We start from the raw sequence: 22,348 nt of genomic DNA, 5'->3' as shown, positions 1-22,348 counted from the left end.
CGCAGAGCCGCCAAATTGATAGAAGGAGCCCCGCCGGACAACCCCGGCGGGGCTCGGACTCAGCCGCAGTCGCGGCATCATATATGCGGGCGGAACGTAGGGGCCACCGATGTTAAGAAGTGTCAGCAAGCATAACGAAAGGTAGGGACCCCATGCGCCCGTTAGGTATCACGCGGATGGGCCGCGCGGATACCAAGGGAAGGAAGACTTAAGCCTGGGCAGCGGCAGAGCTGGGACCCTGGACCTTGGCCCACGTCTTGAGCGACAGCGTATCGATCTCGATAAAGCCGGCGCTGGCCTTCTCGTCAAACGTGGTGTCACGGTCGTAGGTAGCCAGACCGTAGTCATACAGGCTAAACGGGCTCTTGCGGCCGACGACATGGCAGTTGCCCTTAAAGAACTTCAGGCGGACGGTGCCGGTCACGAACTTCTGGGTGTCGGCCATAAAGGCGTCGAGCGCGTTCTTGAGCGGGCTGTACCACTGGCCGTTGTACACGGCGGTGGCCCAATCCTGCTCGAGTTTAATCTTGGTCTTGAGCAGGTCGCCCTCGACGCAGATGTCCTCGAGTGCCTTGTGGGCGGTGATGAGCGTCAGGGCGCCGGGAACCTCGTAGCACTCGCGGCTCTTGAGGCCCACCAGACGATCCTCGACCAGGTCGAGACGGCCAAAGCCGTTGTCGCCCGAAATCTTGTTGAGGGCGATGACGATCTCGGAGAGCTTCATCTTCTTGCCGTCGACGGCGACGGGCTTGCCCGCCTCAAACTCAATCTCGGTGTAAGTCGGGGTATCGGGCGTGTCCTCGGGATTCTTGGTCATAACCCAGGCGTCGTCGAGCGGCTCGTTCCAGGGATCCTCCAGGTGGCCGCACTCAATGGCACGACCCCACAGGTTGTCGTCAATGGAATAGGGGTTATCGTTGGCACCCTCGGGAACCGGCACGTTATGGGCGTGGGCATAGGCGACCTCGTCGGGACGGCACTTCAGATCCCACTCGCGAACCGGGGCGATAACCTTAAGCTCGGGATCGAGGGCCTTGACGGCAGCCTCAAAACGAACCTGGTCGTTACCCTTGCCGGTGCAGCCGTGGGCGACGTAGGTCGCGCCAAACTCGTGAGCGACCTCGACAAGTTTCTTGGCAAGCAGCGGGCGAGACAGGGCGGAAAGCAGCGGATACTTGTTCTCGTACATGGAGTTTGCGGCGATGGCCTTAGTCAAGAACTCATCGGAGAACTCGTCGCGCAGGTCGAGCACCTGGCAATCGAGAACGCCCAGGTCGAGCGCCTTCTGCTTCTTAGCATCCAGGCCGGTCTCCTCCTGGCCCACGTTGCCGCAGACACAAACGACATCGAGATTCTTCTCGTCCTGGAGCCACTTGACACATACGGATGTATCAAGACCACCGGAATATGCGAGAACGACTTTTTCCTTGCTCATGGCTGTTTCCTTTCGCCCTTGGTAGCTAGTTAGAACATCGGTCAGTTGCAAGTCATTTCAAGGTCATATACCGTGCAATATCAGGTTAAATAGCAAAAATCAGCACATACATGCCCTAGAAACATGCAGCAATGTCGTGCTAAAACCCAACGACCTCAAAATGACTCTGTTGAGGCAATTCGCCCCATGCGGACAGAGACGATTGTTATCGTCGTCGGGAAATTGCACGCTGGCGTCGGATGGCATTGTCTGCAGTGGTGATGATCTTTACGAACTGCATCTGCCTCTCCTTTCACGTATCGCCGGGCGCAATTCTAATATCGTAAACGGTACCTTTTCATCGGTAAGCGGTTGTTTTTCCGTCTCCGTTTTCGATGGTCGCTATATTACGCTAAAGTGCCTGCTGCACAAGCGGCAAATTCAAATTTCTGAAAAGTTTTTTCATTAGTTTGTGAAATGCAGTGCAAATACGCTGCGTTCCTGCGAAAATACGCCTGACTACGAGTTGATGGTTATAACATCTGAAACAATTTCGAAACGAAAGGCTCGCTTTTATGCAAACTTACGAATCGGACGCCAATATTGGAAACATTAAGATTCTCGCCGTTGATATGGACAAGACGCTTCTCACCGACGAGCGCGTGCTACCTCAGGGTCTTGATGAGCGCCTGGACAAGCTCGCCGAGGCTGGCATCGTGTTCTGCCCCGCTAGCGGACGTCCGGCCCCCAAGCTCGAGGAGATGTTCGAGGGCATCAAGAACCGCCTCGCCTTTTGTCCCGACAACGGAGCCTGCGTCATCTATCGCGGCAACTATATCTATAAGAGCAACATCGATGTGGCGCTGTATCAGCAGGTCTTGAGCCGTGCCTCGGAGGACCCGCGCGCCGTTCCCGTCCTGTGCTGCTTCGACGAGTTCTACGTGCTTGCCCGCGACCATCAGTACCACGACGAGATCAGCGTCTACTACAACACAATCAACTACGTCGACAGCTTTGAGGGCATTGATTTCGAGTCCAACAAGATTTCGGTCTTCTTCCCCGGCTACGACGCCGAGCCCGCTTTCCGCGAGACCTATAGCCCCGAGTTCTCGGACAAGCTCTACGTCACCAACGCCGGGCGCGAGTGGATCGACTTTATGAACCTGGGTGTCGACAAGGGCGCCGGCGTCGCGCATCTTTGCGAGCACCTGGGCATCGATATCGCTGACGCCGCTGCCGCGGGCGATACGTACAATGACATCCCCATGCTGGAGCGCGTCGGTCACAGCTTTATCGTGGACAACGCCGAGGAGCATATGAACGCGCACGCCAAGTGGCGCATTCCGAGCAACAACGACGGGGGCGTACTGACGCTCATCGACGCCATCTTGGCGGCTCGTTAACGTAGCTCGTCGGACCTGGCCGGGCGAGGCGGGTAAGTTTTTCGCTCGGTCAGGTCCTGGGCTCGCTCGGAAAGCACATTAAGTGCTTTCCGGCTCGTGCGGAATCTACGAAAAACTTACCCGCCTCGCCCGGCCAGGTCCTTGGGTGACTTGCTTGCCACCTAGATGGCGTCTTGGCGCCTAGATACTTTGACTGAATTTAATTGAACGAAAGACGCTCCTTGTTGATAAGGGGCGTCCTTCTGTTTTTGGTTACTTTGGAACTGTGGTTGCTTTCCTATTTGGCGTCGGCCCAGGTTATGCCGGTGCTGGCTTCGGCGATCAACGGTACGCGGAGGTCTACTACGTGCTCCATGACGTCGCGGACCATGGCGGTGAGGCGCTCGACTTCGTCGACGGGGCACTCAAAGTCTAGTTCGTCGTGTACCTGCAGAATCATGTGGGCGGCAAAGCCCTCTTCTTCCAGGCGGCGGCTTACGCGGGCCATGGCGATCTTGATGATGTCAGCCGCGGTGCCCTGCATGGGATGGTTCATGGCCGTGCGCTCACCAAAGCCACGGAGTTGCGGGTTTTTGGCCTTGAGCTCAGGAATGTGGCGACGGCGACCGTACATGGTCTCGGCGTAGCCCGTCTGCTTGGCACGCGCCACCACATTATCGAGGAACGTGCGCACGCCCGGGTAGGCCTCGTAGTAGCGATCGATCATATCGCGTGCCTCGGCCATCGAGATATGCAGCGACTGCGACAGGCCGTAGGCCTGCTGGCCGTACACAATGCCAAAGTTCACGGCCTTGGCGCGGCTGCGTAGGTCGGGCGTTACCTCGGACACCGGCACGCCAAATACGCGCGCGGCCGTCTCGGCATGGAAGTCCTCGCCCTCGTTAAAGGCACGCACCAGATGTTCATCACCCGAAAGATGCGCGAGTAGGCGCAGCTCGATCTGCGAGTAGTCCACCGCCAGAAAGACGCTGCCCTCGCCCGCCGAGAACGCCGTCTTGACGGTACGCCCCAGCTCCGAGCGAGTCGGGATGTTCTGTAGGTTCGGGTCGCTCGAAGACAGACGTCCCGTCGCGGTGATGGTCTGGTTGTACGTGGTGTGCACACGACCATCACCACGGCGCAGCGGACCTAGCGTGTCCAGATAGGTCGACTTAATCTTGGACTTCTCACGCCAGTCCAAAATCAGGCGCACGATCTCGTGATCGCGGGCAAGATCGCTCAACACCTTGGCGTTGGTCGAATAGTAACCGCGCTTGGTCTTCTTGAGGCCCTTGGTCGGAAGCCCCATCACATCAAAGAGTACGTGCGACAGCTGCATGGGACTGCCAATATTAAAGGTCTCGTCACCCGCCAGGTCGCGAATGCTGCGCTCGACCTCGGTGATCTGGGTCGCCAGGCCCTCGGACAGGCTGTGCAGGCGATCGGGATCCACGAGCATGCCCGCGCGCTCCATCTTGGCAAGTACCGGCACGAGCGGCATCTCGATGCCATCGAACACGTTGGCGGCGTTCTCGCGGGCCATGCGGTCACGCAGCGGTGCGACCAGCACCAGCGTCAAGGCCGCCGTGCGAGCGGCAGGCGCCGGAGCGTCCTCACCAGCACCCTCTGCGCCGCGCGCCGCAGGCAGCGCCATCTGCAGATAGGTATCGGCAAGATATGCCTCATCGAACTCGGAGCGATCGGAATCCAACAGGTAGGCGGCAACAACGGTATCGAAGATGCGCGTGGAATCGACTGCCAGCGGATCCATGAGCTCGGGCTCCGAAGAATCGATGGGCGAAAGCTCATGCAGCAGCGCCTTCATATCCGGGCTCGCCACGCGGCCCTCCATAAACAGGCGCGCGAGCGCGCCGGCAATCACGCCGTGGACGAAGTTGAAGCCCTCAACCTCAGCCGCCGCATCGCTGTCGCCCTCCTCGAGCGCGAACAGACCCTTGGACGTCGCCAGCCACAGCGTGCGCGTCAGCCCAAAGAGCGCGCCCTCCTCCTTGTCATCGTCCACCACAGCGGCAATCCACTCGCCTGCCTCGATCGCGCGAGAGATCTCGGCGGCAGCGACAGTGAGCGCCTCGGCATCGCCGGCGGCAGCGCGCGAAACCGCGGGTATCTCAAACGTGCTGACAGTGGCCGCAGCCCCACCCTCGCCACCGATCAGCGACAAGAAACGGTTCTGCATGGCCGTAATGCCGAGTGTGCCCAGCGCCGTGGAGACTTCGTCGGCAGAAAACGCCGGGAAGGACGTTTCGTCAAAGTCGAGCTCGACAGGCGCATCGGTGCGAATGGTTGCGACCTTGCGGCTCAGCAGTGCGTCGTCGATATGCGCACGTAGGTTCTCGCCCATCTTGCCCTTGACCTCGTCGGCATGCGCGATGACCTCGTCCAAGCTGCCGTACTGTGCGATGAGCGCGCTCGCCTTTTTGGGGCCGATGCCCGGTACACCCGGAATGTTGTCCGACGTATCGCCTTTTAGACCGTAAAAATCGGGCACGAGCGCCGGCGTAATGCCGTGATACAGGTCATCCACGCTCTCGGGCGTCATAATCGCCACGTCGGACAGGCCCTTGCGGGTCGAGACCACGTTGACGTGCTCGGTCACAAGCTGATACATGTCGCGGTCGCCAGTCACCAGCAGCATATCGCAGCCGGCCTCCTCACCCAGGCGCGCCATGGTTCCCAGGATATCGTCGCCTTCCCAGCCCTCAGACTGCAGAATCGGCACGTTGAGCGCGGTGAGCAGCTCCTTGATCATAGGGAACTGCGCGTGCAGGTCGGGGTCCATGGGCGGGCGCTGCGCCTTATACTGCGGCAGCATCTCCATGCGCACGCGCGGCTTGCCCTTATCAAACGCCACGACCACACCGTCGGGGTTAAAGGCATCGATCATCTTAAGAAACATGTTCAGAAAGCCAAAGATCGCGTTGGTGGGGCGACCGTCCGGCGCGTTCATGGTCGGCGGCACGGCGTGGAAGGCGCGGTGCATGAGCGAGTTGCCGTCGATAACGGCAAAAGTGCGGCGCTTGTCAGACATATTAAATACCTCGCTTTGGGCTGGGCACGGTTTGCTCACTCCAGTTTACACGCTCCCCGCCCCGCGGCCACCTCACATCAAGCTCCCCCGCCACCGTGAGCCCGCGCGTGATACGATGGCTCACGGTACATCAACCAGCACGATCGATCCGAAAGGAGCCTGCGTCATGGAGCGTCCCTGCGCATGGAAAAAGTACACGCCACAGCAAATCGAGGAGCTCGAGGAGCTTTGCCGCGGCTATAAGCAGTTTTTGAGCGAGAACAAGACCGAGCGCCTGTGCGTCAAGACCGGCATCAAGATGGCCGAGGAGGCGGGATACGTCGACCTGGAGACCGTGATCGCCGAAGGCCGCGAGCTCAAGGCAGGCGACAAGGTGTACGCCGCCAACCACGGCAAGGACCTTATGCTCGTCAACCTGGGAACCGCCCCGCTCGAGCAGGGCTTTAACATCCTGGGCGCCCACGTGGACTCGCCGCGCCTGGACCTCAAGCAGAATCCCGCCTTCGAGGCCGGCGACATGGCCTACCTCGACACGCACTACTACGGCGGCGTCAAGAGCTACCACTGGGTAGCCTCCCCGCTCGCACTCGTGGGCGTCATCTGCAAAAAGGACGGCACCACCGTCGACATCAACATCGGCGACAAGGAAGACGACCCGGTCTTTACCATCTCCGACCTGCTGATCCACCTCTCGAGCGAGCAGATGTCCAAGCCCGCCAAGGACGCCGTCGACGCCGAGATCCTCGACGTGATCGTGGGTGGCCGTCCCGTCAAGTTTGACGAGGACGACAAGGACGCCCCCAAGGAGCCCGCCAAGCAGATGTTCCTGAACATCCTCAAGGAGCAGTACGACGTCGAGGAGGAGGACTTCCTCTCCGCCGAGATCGAGGTCGTGCCCGCCGGCCCCGCCCGCGACATGGGCCTCGACCGCTCCATGATTTTGGGCTATGGCCACGACGACCGCGTCTGCGCCTACCCCTCCATGCTCGCCCAGATCGACGTCGCCAACGTGGAGCGCACGAGCATCACGCTCATCGTCGACAAGGAGGAGATCGGCTCCGTGGGTGCCACCGGTATGACGAGCCGCTTCTTCGAGAACACCGTCGCCGAGATCATGACGCTCGCCGGCGAGGACAGCCCGCTGGCCCTTCGCCGCGCGCTCGCCCGCAGCCGCATGCTCTCCTCTGACGTGTCCGCCGGCTTCGACCCAGGCTATGCCGGCAAGTTCGAGACCAAGAACGCAGCCTTCATGGGTCGCGGCCTGTGCTTCAACAAGTACACGGGCAGCCGCGGCAAGGGTGGTTCCAACGACGCCGACGCCGAGTATGTGGCCCTCGTCCGCGACATCATGGACGAGGCGGGCGTGGACTTCCAGACCTGCGAGCTCGGCCGCGTCAATGCGGGCGGCGGCGGCACCATCGCCTACATCATGGCCAAGTACGGCATGAACGTCATCGACTCCGGCGTTGCCGTCCTGTCCATGCACGCCCTGTGGGAGGTCGCTAACAAGGCCGATATCTACGAGGCCTACCGCGGCTACAAGGCCTTCCTCGAGCGCGCCTAGCCAGTCTCCTTTTAACTTGCGGTGAAATACGGACTAAACTAGCCCATAAACGGCCAAAACAGACCGTATTCCACCGCAACTTCCTTTTTTGGCAGAGGAGTGTCCATGCTGCAGGTCGTCATTTCGCCCGCCAAACAGATGCGGACAGCTCAAGATGCCTTTGACGTTTTGGGCATACCGCCTTTTGCACATCAGACGGCCCGGGTCCATCAGGCACTCCTGAGTATCGAGAGCGAGGGTGGCGCGGCAGGTCTTCAGGCTCTTTGGAACGTGAGCGACAGGCTGCTTACAACGTGCCTGGATACGCTTCACGAATTTATGCCCGTCCTGAGCGATGCCGACCTCGCCGATCCCGATATCGCGCGTCGAATCTCCCCCGCCGTCATGTCCTACCACGGCGTCCAATACCAAAGCATGGCGCCCGAGGTCATGGATGCCGCACAGCTCGCATGGCTGCAAGACCATCTATGGATCCTCTCCGGATTGTACGGATGCGTGCGGCCTTTCCATGGCGTTGAGCCCTATCGGCTCGAAATGGGAGCCAAGCTCGCCGTCGACGGCGCTCGCGATCTCTATGCGTTTTGGGGCGACAAACTTGTATGCGCCATTGCGCCGACCGGCTCCAACACCACGGTCGTCAACCTTGCCAGCGCGGAGTACGCCAAGGCCGTTCTACCCCATCTCGCAGGCGACGCCACGACCGTCACTTGTCTCTTTGGCGAAGGCATCCGCAACGGCAAGCCCATCCAACGCTCGACCGCCAGCAAAAAGGCGCGCGGCTCCATGGTGCGCTGGATGGCAGCAAACGGACTCGAGGACGCCGACCGTCTCACCGAGTTCAACATCGGCTATCGCCACGCCCCCGAACTCTCATACCCAGGCACCCTCGTGTTCATCAACGAACAGATGCTCTAGAGCCGGCACCCAACACTGACCCGCTCAGCCTTCTCTATATAACTTGCGGTGGAATAGTTCCTATTTGAGCCTTTTATCGCACAATCGGGAACTATTCCACCGCAACTTTTATGAATTGGCTGGCTAGGCTCGACACCTATTCTGCTAGACCGTCGGCCTTTGCAATCCCGTTTGTCGAACCGTCCTGATAGACAATCTTGACGTGCTCAACCTCGGACACCGCAACACCCGATGGAGGCTCCAGACGCCATTCCGTCAGGGCGATATCCATGGTCGTGGGCACATCTCCTTGATCTTTGAGCTTCACCGTCAGCGTTTTGAGCGCCGCGTCAAACGTCACGCGTTCGATTTCTTCGCCTGGAATGGACCCACCACTCAGCTGCAACTGCACAAACTCATCGCGCGGGTACCAATAATCGCCCGGAATGGCGAGCGTATTGGCATTACCGCCAGTACTCCTCACCGTCATAATCGGTAGGCTATCATCGGCCTCAAACTCCCAGGCAGCGCCGCCGCGACCGCCAAACGTCCAGATACAAAGGGCAATCACCAGCACGGCAAGCACCGCGAAGCCAATCGCGACCAACCCATGGTGCGCACGGCCCTCCTCGGCCGATGTGTCCCATTGTGTCTCTCGATATAGATGCTTGTCTTCCATGTACGCCTCCCCACAGGCACGCTCGTTAGGCCAATCGTACCCATTCGAGCTATACTTGAGCCCACTACATAAACGGGGAGCTTGCAGGACAAGACGGCAGGCTGAGACTGGGCGCGCCCGCCCTGACCCGCAAACCTGATATGGGTAATGCCAACGAAGGGAGCCGTGCCAATGAGCACACAGACCGAGCCCAAGCTCGTCACGCAAATCGACTTCGCCCGCGCAGGGCAGATCACGCCGCAGATGAAGGAAGTCGCCGAGCGAGAGCATCGCGACCCCGAGTACATCCGCGAGCGCGTGGCAGACGGCCGCATCGCCATTCCCGCCAATATCGTGCACATCAAAAAGGGCATGCGCGCCTTTGGTGTCGGCGAGGGCCTGTCCACCAAGGTCAACGTCAACCTGGGCATTTCGGGCGACAAGGCCGATGCCGCCGAGGAATGGAAGAAGGTCAAGATCGCTGAGGACTTTGGCGCCGACGCCATCATGGACCTCTCCAACTCGGGCAAGACGCGCCAGTTCCGCCAGCAGCTCATCGACGAGACGCCGCTCATGGTAGGCACCGTCCCCATGTACGACGCCATCGGCTACATGGAAAAGCCGCTGGTCAAGCTCACCAAGGACGACCTGTTCGAAGTCGTGCGCGCGCACGCCGAGGACGGCGTGGACTTTATGACCATCCACTGCGGCATCAACAAATCGGTCACCAAGACCTTTAAGGAGACCGGCCGTCTCATGAACATCGTCAGCCGCGGCGGCTCGCTGCTGTTTGGCTGGATGGAGGTCACCGGCAACGAAAACCCCTTCTACGAGTACTTTGACGAGCTGCTCGAAATCTGCCACGAGTACGACGTGACGATTTCGCTCGGCGACTCCTGCCGCCCGGGCTGCCTCTACGACTCCAACGACGCCACCGAGACCGCCGAGATGATCGAGCTGGGCAAGCTGTGCAAGCGCGCATGGGCCGCCGGCGTCCAGGTTATGGTCGAGGGCCCGGGCCACATGGCGCTCGACGAGATCGCCGCCAATATGAAGCTGCAGAAGCGTCTGTGCCACAACGCCCCGTTCTATGTGCTCGGGCCGCTGGTGACCGATATCGGCGTGGGTTACGACCACATCACCGCAGCCATCGGCGGCGCTATCTCCGCCAGCTCCGGCGCCGACTTCCTGTGCTACGTGACGCCGGCCGAGCACCTATGCCTGCCCAACGCCCAGGATGTGCTCGACGGCCTCATGGCCACCAAGATTGCCGCACACGCCGCCGACATCGCCAAGAAGGTGCCCCACGCCCGCGACATGGACGACAAGATGGGCCAGGCACGCCGCAAACTCGACTGGGATGCCATGTGGAAGTGTGCTCTCGACCCGGTCACCGGCAAGAAGCGCTACGAGGAATCCCCTGCCGCCACCGAGGGTACCTGCACCATGTGTGGCAAGATGTGTGCCGTCCGTACCGTCAACAAGATCTTCGAGGGCACGACGATCGACCTGGGCATGGAGGATTAGCCGGGTCTCGAAATCGCTTATTTCTCCATACCAACGTCCGTCAATTGTTGACATGTGAGCATTTGCTTACATTTGCGCAAAGATTGCATCGCCCGCCCGGGTTCGGCATACAGCCGGCCCGGGCATCTTTATAATGCGGGGTAAAAGACCCATTTGAATCCGACCGGACAAGGGAGCGAACATGGATCGTAGCAAGGTACCCGCCGTTCTATCCATCGCAGGATCCGATTCCAGCGGTGGCGCCGGCATTCAGGCCGACATCAAGACCATCACGGCGCACCGTCTGTATGCCGAGACGGCCATTACAGCCATCACCGCACAGAACACCCTGGGCGTCACCGCCGTGCAGGATATCTCGCCAGATATCGTAGCCGCGCAAATCGACGCTGTCTTTGACGACATCCGCCCGAGCGCCGTCAAGATCGGCATGGTTTCTTCTGTCGAGATTATCGAAGTCATCGCCGACCGCTTGAGCGCCTGGAACGCAACGAACGTGGTCGTCGACCCCGTCATGGTCGCCACCTCGGGCGCTCGCCTCATTGCCGAGGATGCCTCTGAGGCACTCACCCGCCGCCTGTTCCCGCTGGCAACCGTCATCACGCCCAACATTCCCGAGGCTATGGCGCTGCTCGATTACGAGGTCGATTCCGAGCGCACGCAGCAAAATGCCGCCATGCTTCTCACCCGCCGCTATGGCTGCGCGTCTCTCGTTAAGGGCGGGCATTTTGCCAACGAGGCAAACGATGTGCTAGCAGAGCCCGCGCCGCTCGATGACGAGGGCAACCACCTGGGCGATCCACTCACCACGTGGTTCCGCCACAAGCGCATCGAGACCGGCAACACGCACGGCACTGGCTGCACGCTCTCGTCCGCCATCGCCTGTGCGCTGGCCCAGGGCATGGAACTTACCGACGCCGTCAACGCCGGCAAGGCCTACCTAACCGGCGCTCTTGCCGCCGGCTTTGACATGGGCAAAGGCTCCGGCCCCGTCAACCACATGTGGCAATATTAAGATTCGCAGCCCAAAACCACTGCAAAGGGGACAGGCACCTTTGCAGTGGTCTTCACAAACATCTCAATCTGTAACAGTTAGAGCCCATTTTTCGGCCCACCTGTTACAGATCGAGATATTCAAATTCCGCTGAGAAGATAATCTCGATCTGTAACAGTAACTCGGCAAAATCGACCCTAGATGTTACAGATCGAGACAAACGACCGATATCGACCTAAATAATCTCAATCTGTAACATCTAGGCCGTTTTCGGCCTTACAACTGTTACAGATCAAGACAAACAAACGAAACAAGCCACCGCAAAGGTACCTTTGTGGTGGTTTGGGGCCGTGCTACTCACCGAGCATGTCCTGGAGCTTGGCTGCCACGGCGTGGCCCAGGCTCTCGTGGCTTTCGGGCATCATGTGCAGATAATCGATATCGCCCGGCTCGGCAAACTCGGCGGCATTCAAAAAGTCGCAGCCAAACTGCTCGGCCACGTGCGCATAGTATTCGGCAAAATGCTCCGAAGCCTCGACGGAGTGTTCGTCAAAGTCGGTCATGTACACATCGGCGATCTGCGGCTTAATCTTGATAGGAGCCATCAGCAGAATGCGCGGACAAGGCGCGGCGTCGGTCCACGGAAACGCGCGGACGGCGCGAATCAGCGCCATGGCACCGCGGGCAATATCAGAAGCTGTCACGTTAAAGACCGTCTTACAGTCGTTGGTGCCCAGCATGATCACGATCGCATCCAGCGGCTTATGGGCCTCGAGCAGCATCGGAAGCGCGCGAATGCCGTTGAGGTTAGTGTCCAGATGACACATATCGTCGCGCACCGTCGTGCGGCCGTTGAGCCCCTCCTCAATCACATGCCAGCCCTCGCCCAGGTCACGCTGCGCCACGCCGCACCAGCGCACATCCTGCGCATAGCGCACCGCGGTGCCATCGCGCATACCAGCCGGATCATAGCCATAGGTATTGCTGTCACCAAAGCACAGAACGTTTTTCATCGTAAGCCCCTCCTTTAGTAAAAAGCCGACGGGAGTAGCCCTCCCGCCGGCTCGACCTATCTGTCGGCACGTACCGATTACAGGTACTTGCGCCAATCGTCATCGTCCTCATCGTCCTCGGCGGCAGCCTGGGCCTGCTCGGCGGCGCGAGCAGCCGCAGCGCGTGCGGCAACCTGGGCATAGGACTCCTCGTTACGCTCGGGGAAGCTTGCCAGCACGTGCTCGAACTTGGCGAAGTCCTCATCCCAGCGCGTAGAAGGCACGGCAAAGAACACCTGCTTGACCTTAAAGTCGCCCGATGCGAGCTCCTCGCGGAAGAGCTCTGCCACGGCCTCGGCGTCAAAGCCGTTGTTGTCGCAGCCCCAAGCACCCAGTACGAGCTTCTCGCGACCCAGCTCGTCGCAGATGGCAAGCACAAAGCGGATGCGATCGCGCAGAGCGTCAAGCAAGGCATCGTCGCTCACGCGATACTCCTGGCGAGCACGCTTGGCGTTGGGCGCGGCGGCCACGATTACGTCGGCATAGGCGTGCACATGGTTGCGGTCGAAGCGCACCGCGGGCACCACCAGCGCACGGTTGCGGTACAGCTCGCAGTTGATGTTGCGGCGACGGTTCTCAACGTACCACTTACGCTGCTTGTCGAGCACGTTGTACAGGTACGAATCGGCGCAGAGCGTCGCCTCCTGTCCCAGATAGCCCTGGATGTAGCCACCGCCCGGATTGGTGAACGAGGCAAAGGCAAGCACGGCCATGTCGCAGAACTGCGCGTAGCCTCGGCCGTTATCCAGAATGGCCTGCGTGGCAGAGGCGTCGAGCACGGCGACCTCGGGCAGGGACGCAGCAGGCTCCTCGGCGGGCTCGGACTCAGCCTCGTCGGCCGACTCGGCGGACTCGAGCGCCACCTCGGGCTCGACCGCGGTCTCCACCTCGGCAGCGTCAGCCTCCACAACCTCCGCAGCCTGCTCCTCAGCAGTCGCCGCCTTCTGGGCCTTGGCCTTCATCGCCGCGACAAAACCGGCAGGCATACCATCGAACTCGCGCACGCCGGCAAGCGAACGCTCGATGTCCTTGGCGCAGGCCTCGGACACAGCCGCCACATGGCGCTCGGCGGCCTTGGCACGCGCCTCGCGCTTGGGATTGGGCTGACCCGCTCGGTTAGACCTGCGGTTACGGTTCCTGTTGTCGACATCTGCCATACGTGGCCACCTTTCCTGTCGCTGCCGCTATCGGCTTTTTCCCATCCATGATACCCCGCCATGCACAAAAAAGACGGCCCCGAAGGACCGCCTTTCGTATCGTTTTACCGTGTCCGGCAGGAAGCGTCGCAACGCCGCGCTAGTCGCGACGGCCAAGGATGTTCAGAATGCGCAGGAACACGTTGATAATGTCCACGAACAGGTTGGACGCCATGAGCACCGCATTGGGCAGCGTGGGCGGCACCGTCGTGGCAACATAGGTGTCGTAGCCAATAAACCCGGCGAACACCACGATCACGATCAGGTCGGTGATGGACTGCGAGACGCCCATGAACATCAGCACGATCTCGACCAGAATCGTGGCAAGCAGGATGCCAAAGCCGATGCCGTACACACGCTGGAAGAACTTGGGGAAGGTCACGCCCAGCGCACCGAAGACAAAGGTGATAGCAGCGGTGGCGATAAAGGCGGTGTTGATAGTGGGCAGGTCATAGTTGGCAAGGCCAAACGACGCGGTCAGGCCAAAGGTGCTCGCAAAGATCACGTAACCCACGAGCGACAGGCCCACGGACTGCTTGCCCGCAGCAGCCGACATCATGACGATACCGACAATAGTCAGGATAAACGAGCCAAAGACCAGTGGCAGGGCGGCGCCGCTCATCATCATGCGGGCAAACGCCATGGTGCTCGTAAAGTAAGCACCGGCGCCCATGGCGCAAAAGCCCAAGAAAATGAGAGCAGACATGGCGAGATTGTACGCGCGCGGCGACATCTCCTTGGCGCGACTTGCGCCGGTCTCGATGGGGCCGTTCTGATAGCCCTGGATATCGTTCATACTTCGTCCTTTCAAAAAGCGCACGACAGCGCCGTAGGTGACAAGATTCCTGCCATTGTACCCGAATGCCGCACGTCCTTACCTACGGCGCTCGCCCTCAAGCGTACGATCAAAGGCCCAGACCCACCAACGCATCACGTGCGCCTGCGAGCCGTCCGCCCGCTCGCGCGTCTGGTCCTCCAGATACAACTCGGTCGCGTGCCCACCAAAACGCACCTTATATGTTGCCGTACGGATGCCGTGGACCATCAGGCCAAACCCAGTGGTCGAGATAATTTCGTCGATCGTAAAACAACGGCCGTCGACCCAGCAGACGGTGACCGGCACGACCTGTCCGCCCGCGAGGATGCGAGCCACGACGTCCACATACTGCTTGTGCACGCGCCGAGTTTTGCCGTCTGTCTGTCGATATTCCATGCCCTCTATTATCGAACGCATGTTTGCATGTTGTAAAGCGAACAGACTGTGGTTTTGGGGTGTTGGGGCGCGCACGCGTGTCCTCATGGCGTGTTAGCAAAAAGAATACCCGCGGTCAACAGGGCTAATATTCAATTTTAGTGCCAAAAAATTCACTTCTCCCATCAGAACTCAGTAAAGAAACCCGCAGGAGGTGATACGATTTATCATGTTTTTGTAATGTGTCTGCAAACTTCGAGAAAGCCCATATATGGACGTAACGTTCTCAACCTTCCTCGGCCAAATTGTGTCGAACCCAGTCCTTGCCGTCACCGTGATTCTCGCGCTCGGCGCCATCTTCGTCAACGGATGGACCGACGCGCCCAACGCCATCGCGACCTGCGTCACTACGCGTTGCATGCCCGCCCGCGCCGCCATTCTCATGAGCGCCGCATTCAACTTCTTGGGTGTGCTCATCATGACGCACTTTAACGCGAGCGTCGCCAATACCATTTCACATATCGTCGACTTTGGCGGAAACAGCACCATGGCGCTCGCCTGCCTGTGCGCGGCGCTGTTTTCCATCGTCGTCTACGGCGCCACAGCGTCGCGTTTTGGCATCCCCACCTCGCAAAGCCACAGCCTTATCGCCGGCCTGACCGGTGCCGCCATCGCCCTCGGCGGCGCGAACAGCGTCAACGTCCACGAGTGGATGAAGGTCATCTACGGCCTGGCGCTCTCCATCGGCCTGGGCTTTGTTATGGGCTGGGTCCTGTGCAAGCTCGTCTCGATTCTTTTCGCCGCCGCCAACAGGCGACGTGCCAATGTCTTCTTTAAATACGCTCAGATCGCGAGCGCTGCGGCCATGAGCTTTATGCACGGCGCGCAGGATGGACAGAAGTTCATCGGCGTGCTCTTTTTAGGTGTCGCCTTCGCCAACGGCCAGACGAGCGTCGGCGATGCCGGCATCCCCATCTGGATTATGCTGCTGTGCTCGGCCACCATGGGCATCGGCACCAGCGTGGGCGGCGAGCGCATCATCAAGTCCGTCGGCCAGAGCATGGTCAAGCTCGAGAAGTATCAGGGATTCTCCGCCGACCTCGCGGGCGCCGCGAATCTGCTGCTTGCCACCCTTACCGGTATCCCCGTGTCCTCCACCCACATCAAGACCTGCGCCATCATGGGCGTCGGTGCCGTCAAGCGCCTTTCGGCCATCAACTTCGGCGTGGTCAAGGACATGATGTTCACCTGGTTCTTCACCTTCCCCGCCTGCGGACTCATCAGCTTTGTCATGGCCAAGCTGTTCATGATGTTCATTTAGTCAAACCGAACGTCCATCCGGACCGTAATACTTCGCCCACCCGTCTTCGCCTCGAAAGGACCCACCCATGGCAAAGAAACCCGATTCGTTCTACTTTGACAACTACGTTGCCTGCGCCGACCTAGCCGTCCAGGCTGCAGAGTTGCTCACCAAGATTTTCGAGAACTTCGATCCCGCGAAGATTCACGATATGCTCGACAAGATGCACGCGATCGAGCATGCGGCCGACAAGAAGCATCATGAGCTTGAAGACGCCCTGCTCACGGCCTTTATCACCCCGCTTGAGCGCGAGGATCTGGACCTGATGAGCTGCTCGCTCGACACCGTGCTCGACCGTATCGAGGGCGTCGTGCAGCGCGTCTACTTCACCAACATCCAGAGCATCCATCCCGATGCCATCGTGATCGCCCACAAGGTGACCGATGCCTGCCGCGCCATGAAGAACCTGATGGTCGAGCTTCCCAATTACCGCAAGTCCAAGACCCTGCGCGAACTCGTCATCCAGATCAACACGATCGAGTCCGAGGCCGACGAGCTCTACATCAACGCTATGCGCAACCTGCATGTCAACGGCAAGGATCCGCTCGAGGTCATCGCCTGGCGTGACGTCTACGCCTTCCTGGAGTACTGCGCTGACTGCTGTGAGAATGTGGCCGATGTCGTGGATTCGATTGTCATGAAGAACAGTTAATTGTGGGTACGTGTCCCGGCGGTCGCGGGCCCGACCACTAATAACCTTTTTCACTCCGGCTGCAAGCAGAGTCGTTCAAAAGGGTATTAGTGGTCGGGCCCGCTCCCTTACGTACCACCATTGGAAACTTTGGCTGATACTTTGAAAGCGATGGGGCTTTTGTTGGCAGGGCCTTGGGGCCCGATTGGAAACTTTGGGACCGCCTTAAACGTTTGGCTGAATGTTGCTTTGGGTACCCTTTTGCTTAGTTTTGGGTTGTTTTATTAGCTTTGGAGGCTCGTATGGGGTATTTGGATTTGGCTCGGACTCGGTATTCTTGTCGTTCTTTTGAGGATCGGCCTGTTGAGCAGGCTGTGGTGGATGCTATTGTTGAGGCGGGGCGTATTGCTCCTTCTGCTTGTAATAACCATCCAACCCGTGTGATGGTGTTGGATACGCCTGAGCTTCTGGAGAAGGCTGCTGCTTGTCAGCCTCGGTTTGCTCGTGATGGGTCTATCTTTGGGGCTCCGCTTATCTTCCTTATCTGCAGCGTTACCGATGACGCCTGGATACGCCCGTATGACCAGATGAACTCGAGCGCCATCGATACTGCGATCGCCTGCGATCAGATGATGATGGAGGCCGAGGAGCAGGGCCTGGGTACGTGCTGGGTGTGCCATTTTAAGCCCGAGGTGGCCTGTGAGCAGTTCAGCCTGCCCGAGGGCATCTATCCCTATCACATGCTCGTCTGTGGCTATCCCGCCGACCACATCGCCGATCCCGAGCATCGCGAGGCCCGCACCATTCCCCTCTCCGACTTCCTTCTCAAGTAGATTTTTGGGACATGCCTTAAAACCTACCCTTGACCGCTCACCCGTTCGCCGAGTTCTGCGCCACTATGTGCAGGGCTCGGTTTTTTATGTTACGCACCCCGGCACAGTCATAAAAAAGGACCCGCAAGCTGCGGGTCCTTTCTAGGCGCTAAATTGTAGGCCGAATGTTAGTCCAAGTCGTCGGCAGCAAAGTTGTCAATCGGGGCGAAAGGATCGGCCACGGGGACAACCGGGTCAGCGACGGGCAGCGGCTCGGCGGGAACAGTCACTGCAGGAGAAGCGGCAGAACCGACCGGCGTGGAGGCCATGAGGTCGGCCGGGAAGGAGTTCTGGGCATCGTCCATGAAGTGCTGGATGAGCTTGAGATACTCGGCCTTGAACTCCTCACGGGAAGCCTTGAGACGATCGATCTCCTCGAGCTCGGCCTGCTTCTCAGTCAGAGCCTGGCGAATAACCTCGCGGGCCTTGGCGTCAGCCTCGTTGCGGATACGCTCAGCGTTCTCGTTGGCATCGTTAACGATGGTCTCAGCGGTCTGCTGGGCAGCGATCAGGGCGGCGGAAATCTGGCGCTCCTGAGCGGAGAAGTCAGGGGCGGGAGCAGCCACGGGGGCGGCAGGAACGGCCTGGTCGGCGGTATCCTGAGCCTGGGCAAGCTGAGCCTGTGCATCGGCAAGCTGCTGCTCGGTAGCAGTCAGACGACCCTTAAGGTCAACGATCTTAGCGAGCATAGCGTCAACCTCGGAAGACAGCGTCTCCAAGAAGACGTCGACCTCAGCAGGATCGTAGCCACGCTTGGCCTCAGAGAAAGTCTGAGCCTGGATGTCTGCAGGGGTAATAGCCATAACAAGTCTCCTTTTTCATCGCCTCGGCGCTACACGCCCGACGTAAGTTACTAAGTCAGTTCTACACGAGTATACCTATAAGAAGCTGCAGAACCAGCCTCTGCACCAACTGCAACGCAATAATCGCAACGACCGGCGAAAAATCGATACCGCCCATCGGCGGGATGAAACGACGGAACAGGTTAAGCCACGGACCGCACACGCTATCAAGCACCGCGGCAATATCCTGAAGCAAACCACCCTGCTTCATGGGAATCCACGTCATGAAGCAGTAGACGATAATGAGCATGGAATAGAAGTTGAACAGCGTGTTGACCAGCTGGACGATAGTGTAGATGTTGATGGGAATCTCCTCGTCTTGTCTTTACTTGAGGTAGCCGTCGGCACGAAGCTTCTTGAGATCGGAATCTTTGACCTCGCAACCGGCGGGCAGCACCATGAACACGCGGTCGCCCACCTCCTTGACCGTGGCACCCAGACCGCAGGCAAAGCCGTAAGAGAAGTCCAAGACGCGCTTGGCAACTTCGGTGCGTACGCCCACAAAAATCAGTGCGACAGGCTGCTTGGTGCGAACGCGGCGCACCACGGTCTCCACGTCGTCATAGCTCTCGGGGCGCAGGACATAGGCCGGCAGCTGCGGCGTGGCGTTGATGATATTGCTCGCATAGGCCGAGGCATCGCTCGGTGCAGGCGCGGGCGCAGCGGCAGCACGGGCGCGGGTGTTCTCGGCGTAGCTCGACGGCGTATCATAGGCACCAGGACGATAACCGCTCGCAACACTGTCCTGCGAGCGCGAAGGCGGGTTATACGTCGTGGCATGGCGGGAGTCATCGCCGACCAGCTGACCGGAGCGCGTATACACGGCAACCGACTCAGCTTCACCGCGGCGCGTCTGACCAAGCAGGCCGTTGCTCGGCTCGTCTTGGGTGTAGAAGCCCTCGCCCGAAGCACCGCTGTAGCCGTTGCCCTGATAACTATCGTCATAGCCGTCATCGTAGCCGTAGTCGTCGTCCTGGCCATAACCCTGGTCGTAACCCTGCTGGCCGCCCAGGTGCATCTTATTTTTAATCTCGTCAAGGAAGCCCATGGTTGTGTCCTCTCGCGGTTTAGTGCAGGCGCCCCGATAATCAGTGCGCACTTCAGAGCCTTATTTTACTGCAAACTCCGGGCTAAATACTACCCTGCCCAGGCGAACGAGTGTAGAGCCCTCCTCAAGGGCAGGCTCAAAGTCCTCGCTCATGCCGCAGGAAAGCTCAGGCAGGTTCAAATCGGGATGCGCCGCCTCCAGCTCATCCCTCAGCTCACGAAGCCCCGCAAAGGTGCGGCGTGCCACATCCTTATTCCCCCGGGGCGCCATAGTCATAAGCCCCTGCACGCAAATTCCCTCAAGCTCCGCAAGCTCACCCGCGGCGGCGCGAATCTCATCGGGCGAAAAGCCTCCCTTCGACTCCTCACCACTCACATTGACCTCAATGAGCACACGCTGGGGGCCGGCGAGCTCGCCTGCCTCAATCTTGCGGACAGCACGGCTCGAGATCGCCTGCGCCAGATGCAGCGAACCCACCGAGTGGATCAGCTCGGCTGAGCCCAGCACCGCATTGATCTTATTGGTCTGCAGGTTGCCGATCATATCGAAGCGCACCTCGGGCAGCTCCGGATGCTCCGCCAGACCTGTGAGCTTGCGAACCAGCTCCTGCGGGCGGTTCTCGGCAAAATGGCGATACCCCGCCTGGATGGCGGCAACGGTCTCATCGACACCAACGGTCTTGGACACGGCAATGAGGCGCGCGGCGTCATGGGGACGGCCCGCGCGATCGAGCGCCGCATAAAAACGTTCCAGAATCTGCTCGCGGCGAGCGCGCATCAAGTCCAAATAGTTATCCATTGCCAATCGCCTCCGCTGACAGCCAAACAAGTAGTCCCATGCTAACGCAAGAGCGCGGCCCCGCATGTGCAAGGCCGCGCTCACTTAGGTATTTACAATCTTTCGACGAACGGGATTACTTACTCCTCGTCGTCCTCGCCATCGTCCTCATCCTCAAGATGATCGAGCAGATAGCGAAGACCCTCGCTGACCTCGTTAACGGGCACCTTGGCAACGTAGCGAGCGTCGACGGCGGGCCTCATGATAACGCCCTCGCCCGAAGGTACGCGCATGCTCTCGAGCTCATCCTCATCAGTGCGGGCGATATCGCCGGCATTCATACGCTGACCAGTCAACAGGAAAGTCAGACGGCAGGCGGCATCGATGGAAATCGAGGCGATGCGATCGAGGTAGCGCGAAACCATGATGGCGCGGCGCAGGTCGTCATAGTTGCTGTCGTCGTCCATAAAGTCGCCCGTATCCATACGGTTAAAGGTGCGGAAGAACTTCTCGTAGGCGGCGTGCACTGGCTCGTCCTCGACGGCCAAGTTGCAGATGATGGACATGTCATTGGTGACGAGCGCAGAAAGCGAAGAGCCCAGCACCTGGTAGACGGCCTCAGCCTCGGCCTCGACCGTGCCGACAAGCTCCTTGGGCAGCGAGATATCGGCCTTGACCATGTGACGCGTAGCGCGGCAGATCTGGCGAACCTTATCGGTCATGCGCTGCAGGTTAAAGTCGACGTAGATAATCGTCTGCAGCAAGCGGAAGTCGGAGGCGACCGGTGACTGCGTGGCGATCAGGTTGTAGCAGACGGCCTCCAGGTTGGCGCAGCGCGCGTCAATCGAAAGCGTGCGCTTCTTGGTCTTGGTGGCGAGCTTGCGGTCGTCGGTAACATAGGCCCTCACGGCATCGTGGAGGGCCAGATCGACGGCCTCGTAGATGCTCAGCATCTCGTGGCGGGCCTCGATGAGCTGACGGGAAAACAGTTTGCGCATGGTTCACTCCAATCAGTTGGGTGCGGTCATGCCGCCCGCACAGTGAATACGCACCGGACCAGGTCCGATCGGCTTGGGACTAGTCGCACCGATCAGCCAAAGCGGCCGGTGATATAGTCTTCCGTCCGCGAGTCCACTGGACTGGTGAAGATCGCGTCGGTTTGACCATACTCGATGAGCGTGGCGGGCTCGCCGGCAACTTCCTGCAAGAAGAATGCGGTGTAGTCGCTAATACGAGCTGCCTGCTGCATTGAATGCGTGACGATGATGATCGTCATCTCGGGCGCCAGCTCGGCCATCAGATCCTCGACCTTAGAGACGGACGTGGGGTCGATGGCGGAGCAGGGCTCGTCCATCAGAAGGACATCGGGTTGCACCGCAAGCACGCGCGCGATGCACAGACGCTGCTGCTGACCGCCCGAGAGCGCCAAACCATCCTTGTTGAGCTGATTGGATACCTCTTTCCAGAGGTTGGCGCGCTTGAGCGATTCTTCCACGATGTCATCGAGGTCGCTTTTGCTAGTCACGCCCTGCAGACGAGGGCCAAAGGCGACATTCTCGTAGATGGATTTGGGAAACGGGTTGGGCTGCTGAAAGATCATGCCCACGCGACGACGGAGATCGACCGGGTCGACACCCTCAGCATAGATATCGTTGCCGTCGAGCGTCATGGTGCCCTCGACGCGCGTACCCTCGATCAGGTCATTCATGCGGTTGATGCAGCGCAAAAACGTCGACTTGCCGCAGCCCGAAGGGCCAATGAAGGAGGTGATGGCGTTTTTGGCGATGTTGAGGTCAAGCCCCGTCAGCGCATGAAAGTCACCGTACCAAAAGTTGAAATCCTTGGCCGTAATGGCCGCTTGCTCCAACGTGGGAGCGGACTGATAAACGGACATGGGAC

General features: G+C 59.6%; 21 protein-coding genes. 8 read left to right on the top strand and 13 right to left on the bottom strand.

What is annotated here, in order from left to right:
• Positions 1 to 208 precede the first annotated feature (208 nt).
• On the bottom strand, positions 209 to 1,435 hold the full coding sequence (locus tag RX395_RS00825; RefSeq protein WP_035138001.1) for an argininosuccinate synthase: 1,227 nt from the start codon (positions 1,433 to 1,435) through the stop codon (positions 209 to 211).
• A 554-nt stretch (positions 1,436 to 1,989) separates the two neighbouring features.
• Here RX395_RS00825 and RX395_RS00820 point away from each other — a divergent pair.
• Positions 1,990 to 2,817 (top strand): HAD family hydrolase, encoded by an 828-nt coding sequence (locus RX395_RS00820; protein WP_316364769.1) that lies wholly within the window; start codon positions 1,990 to 1,992, stop codon positions 2,815 to 2,817.
• Between the two features lie 277 nt (positions 2,818 to 3,094).
• Here RX395_RS00820 and polA read toward each other — a convergent pair whose 3' ends face one another.
• Positions 3,095 to 5,845: a DNA polymerase I gene (gene polA, locus RX395_RS00815; protein ID WP_316364766.1), complete on the bottom strand. Its 2,751-nt coding sequence runs from the start codon at positions 5,843 to 5,845 to the stop codon at positions 3,095 to 3,097.
• Positions 5,846 to 6,011: 166 nt separating this feature from the next.
• Here polA and RX395_RS00810 point away from each other — a divergent pair, with 166 nt between their 5' ends.
• A complete protein-coding gene (locus RX395_RS00810) occupies positions 6,012 to 7,409 on the top strand; it encodes an aminopeptidase (protein WP_316364764.1) in 1,398 nt (465 codons plus the stop codon).
• A 105-nt stretch (positions 7,410 to 7,514) separates the two neighbouring features.
• A complete protein-coding gene (locus RX395_RS00805; RefSeq protein ID WP_316364762.1) occupies positions 7,515 to 8,324 on the top strand; it encodes a YaaA family protein in 810 nt (269 codons plus the stop codon).
• 136 nt (positions 8,325 to 8,460) lie between these two features.
• On the opposite strand, the gene RX395_RS00800 is transcribed toward RX395_RS00805, so the two are convergent.
• Complete coding sequence (locus tag RX395_RS00800; protein WP_316364760.1) at positions 8,461 to 8,982, bottom strand: hypothetical protein; 522 nt, start codon at positions 8,980 to 8,982, stop codon at positions 8,461 to 8,463.
• Between the two features lie 171 nt (positions 8,983 to 9,153).
• Here RX395_RS00800 and thiC point away from each other — a divergent pair, with 171 nt between their 5' ends.
• On the top strand, positions 9,154 to 10,488 hold the full coding sequence (thiC, locus tag RX395_RS00795) for a phosphomethylpyrimidine synthase ThiC (RefSeq protein WP_316364759.1): 1,335 nt from the start codon (positions 9,154 to 9,156) through the stop codon (positions 10,486 to 10,488).
• A gap of 181 nt (positions 10,489 to 10,669) precedes the next feature.
• Complete coding sequence (gene thiD, locus RX395_RS00790; RefSeq protein WP_316364757.1) at positions 10,670 to 11,500, top strand: bifunctional hydroxymethylpyrimidine kinase/phosphomethylpyrimidine kinase; 831 nt, start codon at positions 10,670 to 10,672, stop codon at positions 11,498 to 11,500.
• Between the two features lie 332 nt (positions 11,501 to 11,832).
• On the opposite strand, the gene RX395_RS00785 is transcribed toward thiD, so the two are convergent.
• The 4 genes from RX395_RS00785 to RX395_RS00770 form a co-directional block, all read right to left on the bottom strand.
• Entirely contained in the window at positions 11,833 to 12,492 is a 660-nt protein-coding gene (locus RX395_RS00785) for an SGNH/GDSL hydrolase family protein (RefSeq protein WP_316364756.1), read from the bottom strand.
• 77 nt (positions 12,493 to 12,569) lie between these two features.
• Positions 12,570 to 13,688, bottom strand: coding sequence for a TIGR02452 family protein (locus RX395_RS00780; protein ID WP_316364754.1), 1,119 nt, complete (start codon positions 13,686 to 13,688; stop codon positions 12,570 to 12,572).
• Between the two features lie 139 nt (positions 13,689 to 13,827).
• Entirely contained in the window at positions 13,828 to 14,523 is a 696-nt protein-coding gene (locus RX395_RS00775; protein ID WP_316364752.1) for a Bax inhibitor-1 family protein, read from the bottom strand.
• A gap of 78 nt (positions 14,524 to 14,601) precedes the next feature.
• Positions 14,602 to 14,940, bottom strand: coding sequence for a hypothetical protein (locus RX395_RS00770; RefSeq protein ID WP_117746758.1), 339 nt, complete (start codon positions 14,938 to 14,940; stop codon positions 14,602 to 14,604).
• Positions 14,941 to 15,190: 250 nt separating this feature from the next.
• Between RX395_RS00770 and RX395_RS00765 the strand changes: the two genes are divergently transcribed.
• From RX395_RS00765 to RX395_RS00755, 3 genes are all read left to right on the top strand, one after another.
• Positions 15,191 to 16,240 (top strand): inorganic phosphate transporter, encoded by a 1,050-nt coding sequence (locus RX395_RS00765; protein WP_316364750.1) that lies wholly within the window; start codon positions 15,191 to 15,193, stop codon positions 16,238 to 16,240.
• Between the two features lie 67 nt (positions 16,241 to 16,307).
• Entirely contained in the window at positions 16,308 to 16,931 is a 624-nt protein-coding gene (locus tag RX395_RS00760) for a DUF47 domain-containing protein (protein WP_316364749.1), read from the top strand.
• 281 nt (positions 16,932 to 17,212) lie between these two features.
• On the top strand, positions 17,213 to 17,743 hold the full coding sequence (locus tag RX395_RS00755; RefSeq protein WP_316364747.1) for a nitroreductase family protein: 531 nt from the start codon (positions 17,213 to 17,215) through the stop codon (positions 17,741 to 17,743).
• A 167-nt stretch (positions 17,744 to 17,910) separates the two neighbouring features.
• Here RX395_RS00755 and RX395_RS00750 read toward each other — a convergent pair whose 3' ends face one another.
• The 6 genes from RX395_RS00750 to pstB form a co-directional block, all read right to left on the bottom strand.
• Positions 17,911 to 18,585, bottom strand: a complete 675-nt coding sequence (locus RX395_RS00750) for a DivIVA domain-containing protein (RefSeq protein ID WP_148346099.1) — start codon at positions 18,583 to 18,585, stop codon at positions 17,911 to 17,913.
• 61 nt (positions 18,586 to 18,646) lie between these two features.
• Positions 18,647 to 18,892, bottom strand: a complete 246-nt coding sequence (locus tag RX395_RS00745; protein ID WP_316364852.1) for a YggT family protein — start codon at positions 18,890 to 18,892, stop codon at positions 18,647 to 18,649.
• 57 nt (positions 18,893 to 18,949) lie between these two features.
• Entirely contained in the window at positions 18,950 to 19,672 is a 723-nt protein-coding gene (locus RX395_RS00740; RefSeq protein WP_055251691.1) for a cell division protein SepF, read from the bottom strand.
• A 60-nt stretch (positions 19,673 to 19,732) separates the two neighbouring features.
• Complete coding sequence (locus RX395_RS00735; RefSeq protein ID WP_089571590.1) at positions 19,733 to 20,470, bottom strand: YggS family pyridoxal phosphate-dependent enzyme; 738 nt, start codon at positions 20,468 to 20,470, stop codon at positions 19,733 to 19,735.
• Between the two features lie 119 nt (positions 20,471 to 20,589).
• Entirely contained in the window at positions 20,590 to 21,447 is an 858-nt protein-coding gene (locus RX395_RS00730; RefSeq protein ID WP_316364743.1) for a phosphate signaling complex PhoU family protein, read from the bottom strand.
• Between the two features lie 92 nt (positions 21,448 to 21,539).
• Positions 21,540 to 22,343 (bottom strand): phosphate ABC transporter ATP-binding protein PstB, encoded by an 804-nt coding sequence (gene pstB / locus RX395_RS00725; RefSeq protein WP_089571588.1) that lies wholly within the window; start codon positions 22,341 to 22,343, stop codon positions 21,540 to 21,542.
• Positions 22,344 to 22,348: the final 5 nt, after the last annotated feature.

The sequence above is a fragment of the Collinsella aerofaciens genome, from assembly GCF_032584215.1.
Taxonomy (GTDB): domain Bacteria; phylum Actinomycetota; class Coriobacteriia; order Coriobacteriales; family Coriobacteriaceae; genus Collinsella.
Note: the sequence above shows the minus strand (reverse complement) of the source record. Positions and strands in the feature narration are given on the sequence as shown.

Excerpts from the sequence above, each read along its gene's own strand:
- thiC (WP_316364759.1), top strand. The coding sequence starts at position 9,154 with ATGAGCACACAGACCGAGCCCAAGCTCGTCACGCAAATCGACTTCGCC.
- RX395_RS00800 (WP_316364760.1), bottom strand. The coding sequence starts at position 8,982 with ATGGAAGACAAGCATCTATATCGAGAGACACAATGGGACACATCGGCC.
- thiD (WP_316364757.1), top strand. The coding sequence starts at position 10,670 with ATGGATCGTAGCAAGGTACCCGCCGTTCTATCCATCGCAGGATCCGAT.
- RX395_RS00775 (WP_316364752.1), bottom strand. The coding sequence starts at position 14,523 with ATGAACGATATCCAGGGCTATCAGAACGGCCCCATCGAGACCGGCGCA.
- RX395_RS00750 (WP_148346099.1), bottom strand. The coding sequence starts at position 18,585 with ATGGCTATTACCCCTGCAGACATCCAGGCTCAGACTTTCTCTGAGGCC.
- RX395_RS00810 (WP_316364764.1), top strand. The coding sequence starts at position 6,012 with ATGGAGCGTCCCTGCGCATGGAAAAAGTACACGCCACAGCAAATCGAG.
- RX395_RS00740 (WP_055251691.1), bottom strand. The coding sequence starts at position 19,672 with ATGGGCTTCCTTGACGAGATTAAAAATAAGATGCACCTGGGCGGCCAG.
- RX395_RS00735 (WP_089571590.1), bottom strand. The coding sequence starts at position 20,470 with ATGGATAACTATTTGGACTTGATGCGCGCTCGCCGCGAGCAGATTCTG.
- RX395_RS00780 (WP_316364754.1), bottom strand. The coding sequence starts at position 13,688 with ATGGCAGATGTCGACAACAGGAACCGTAACCGCAGGTCTAACCGAGCG.
- RX395_RS00770 (WP_117746758.1), bottom strand. The coding sequence starts at position 14,940 with ATGGAATATCGACAGACAGACGGCAAAACTCGGCGCGTGCACAAGCAG.
- pstB (WP_089571588.1), bottom strand. The coding sequence starts at position 22,343 with ATGTCCGTTTATCAGTCCGCTCCCACGTTGGAGCAAGCGGCCATTACG.
- RX395_RS00760 (WP_316364749.1), top strand. The coding sequence starts at position 16,308 with ATGGCAAAGAAACCCGATTCGTTCTACTTTGACAACTACGTTGCCTGC.
- RX395_RS00730 (WP_316364743.1), bottom strand. The coding sequence starts at position 21,447 with ATGCGCAAACTGTTTTCCCGTCAGCTCATCGAGGCCCGCCACGAGATG.
- RX395_RS00805 (WP_316364762.1), top strand. The coding sequence starts at position 7,515 with ATGCTGCAGGTCGTCATTTCGCCCGCCAAACAGATGCGGACAGCTCAA.
- RX395_RS00825 (WP_035138001.1), bottom strand. The coding sequence starts at position 1,435 with ATGAGCAAGGAAAAAGTCGTTCTCGCATATTCCGGTGGTCTTGATACA.
- RX395_RS00765 (WP_316364750.1), top strand. The coding sequence starts at position 15,191 with ATGGACGTAACGTTCTCAACCTTCCTCGGCCAAATTGTGTCGAACCCA.
- polA (WP_316364766.1), bottom strand. The coding sequence starts at position 5,845 with ATGTCTGACAAGCGCCGCACTTTTGCCGTTATCGACGGCAACTCGCTC.
- RX395_RS00755 (WP_316364747.1), top strand. The coding sequence starts at position 17,213 with ATGGGGTATTTGGATTTGGCTCGGACTCGGTATTCTTGTCGTTCTTTT.
- RX395_RS00820 (WP_316364769.1), top strand. The coding sequence starts at position 1,990 with ATGCAAACTTACGAATCGGACGCCAATATTGGAAACATTAAGATTCTC.
- RX395_RS00785 (WP_316364756.1), bottom strand. The coding sequence starts at position 12,492 with ATGAAAAACGTTCTGTGCTTTGGTGACAGCAATACCTATGGCTATGAT.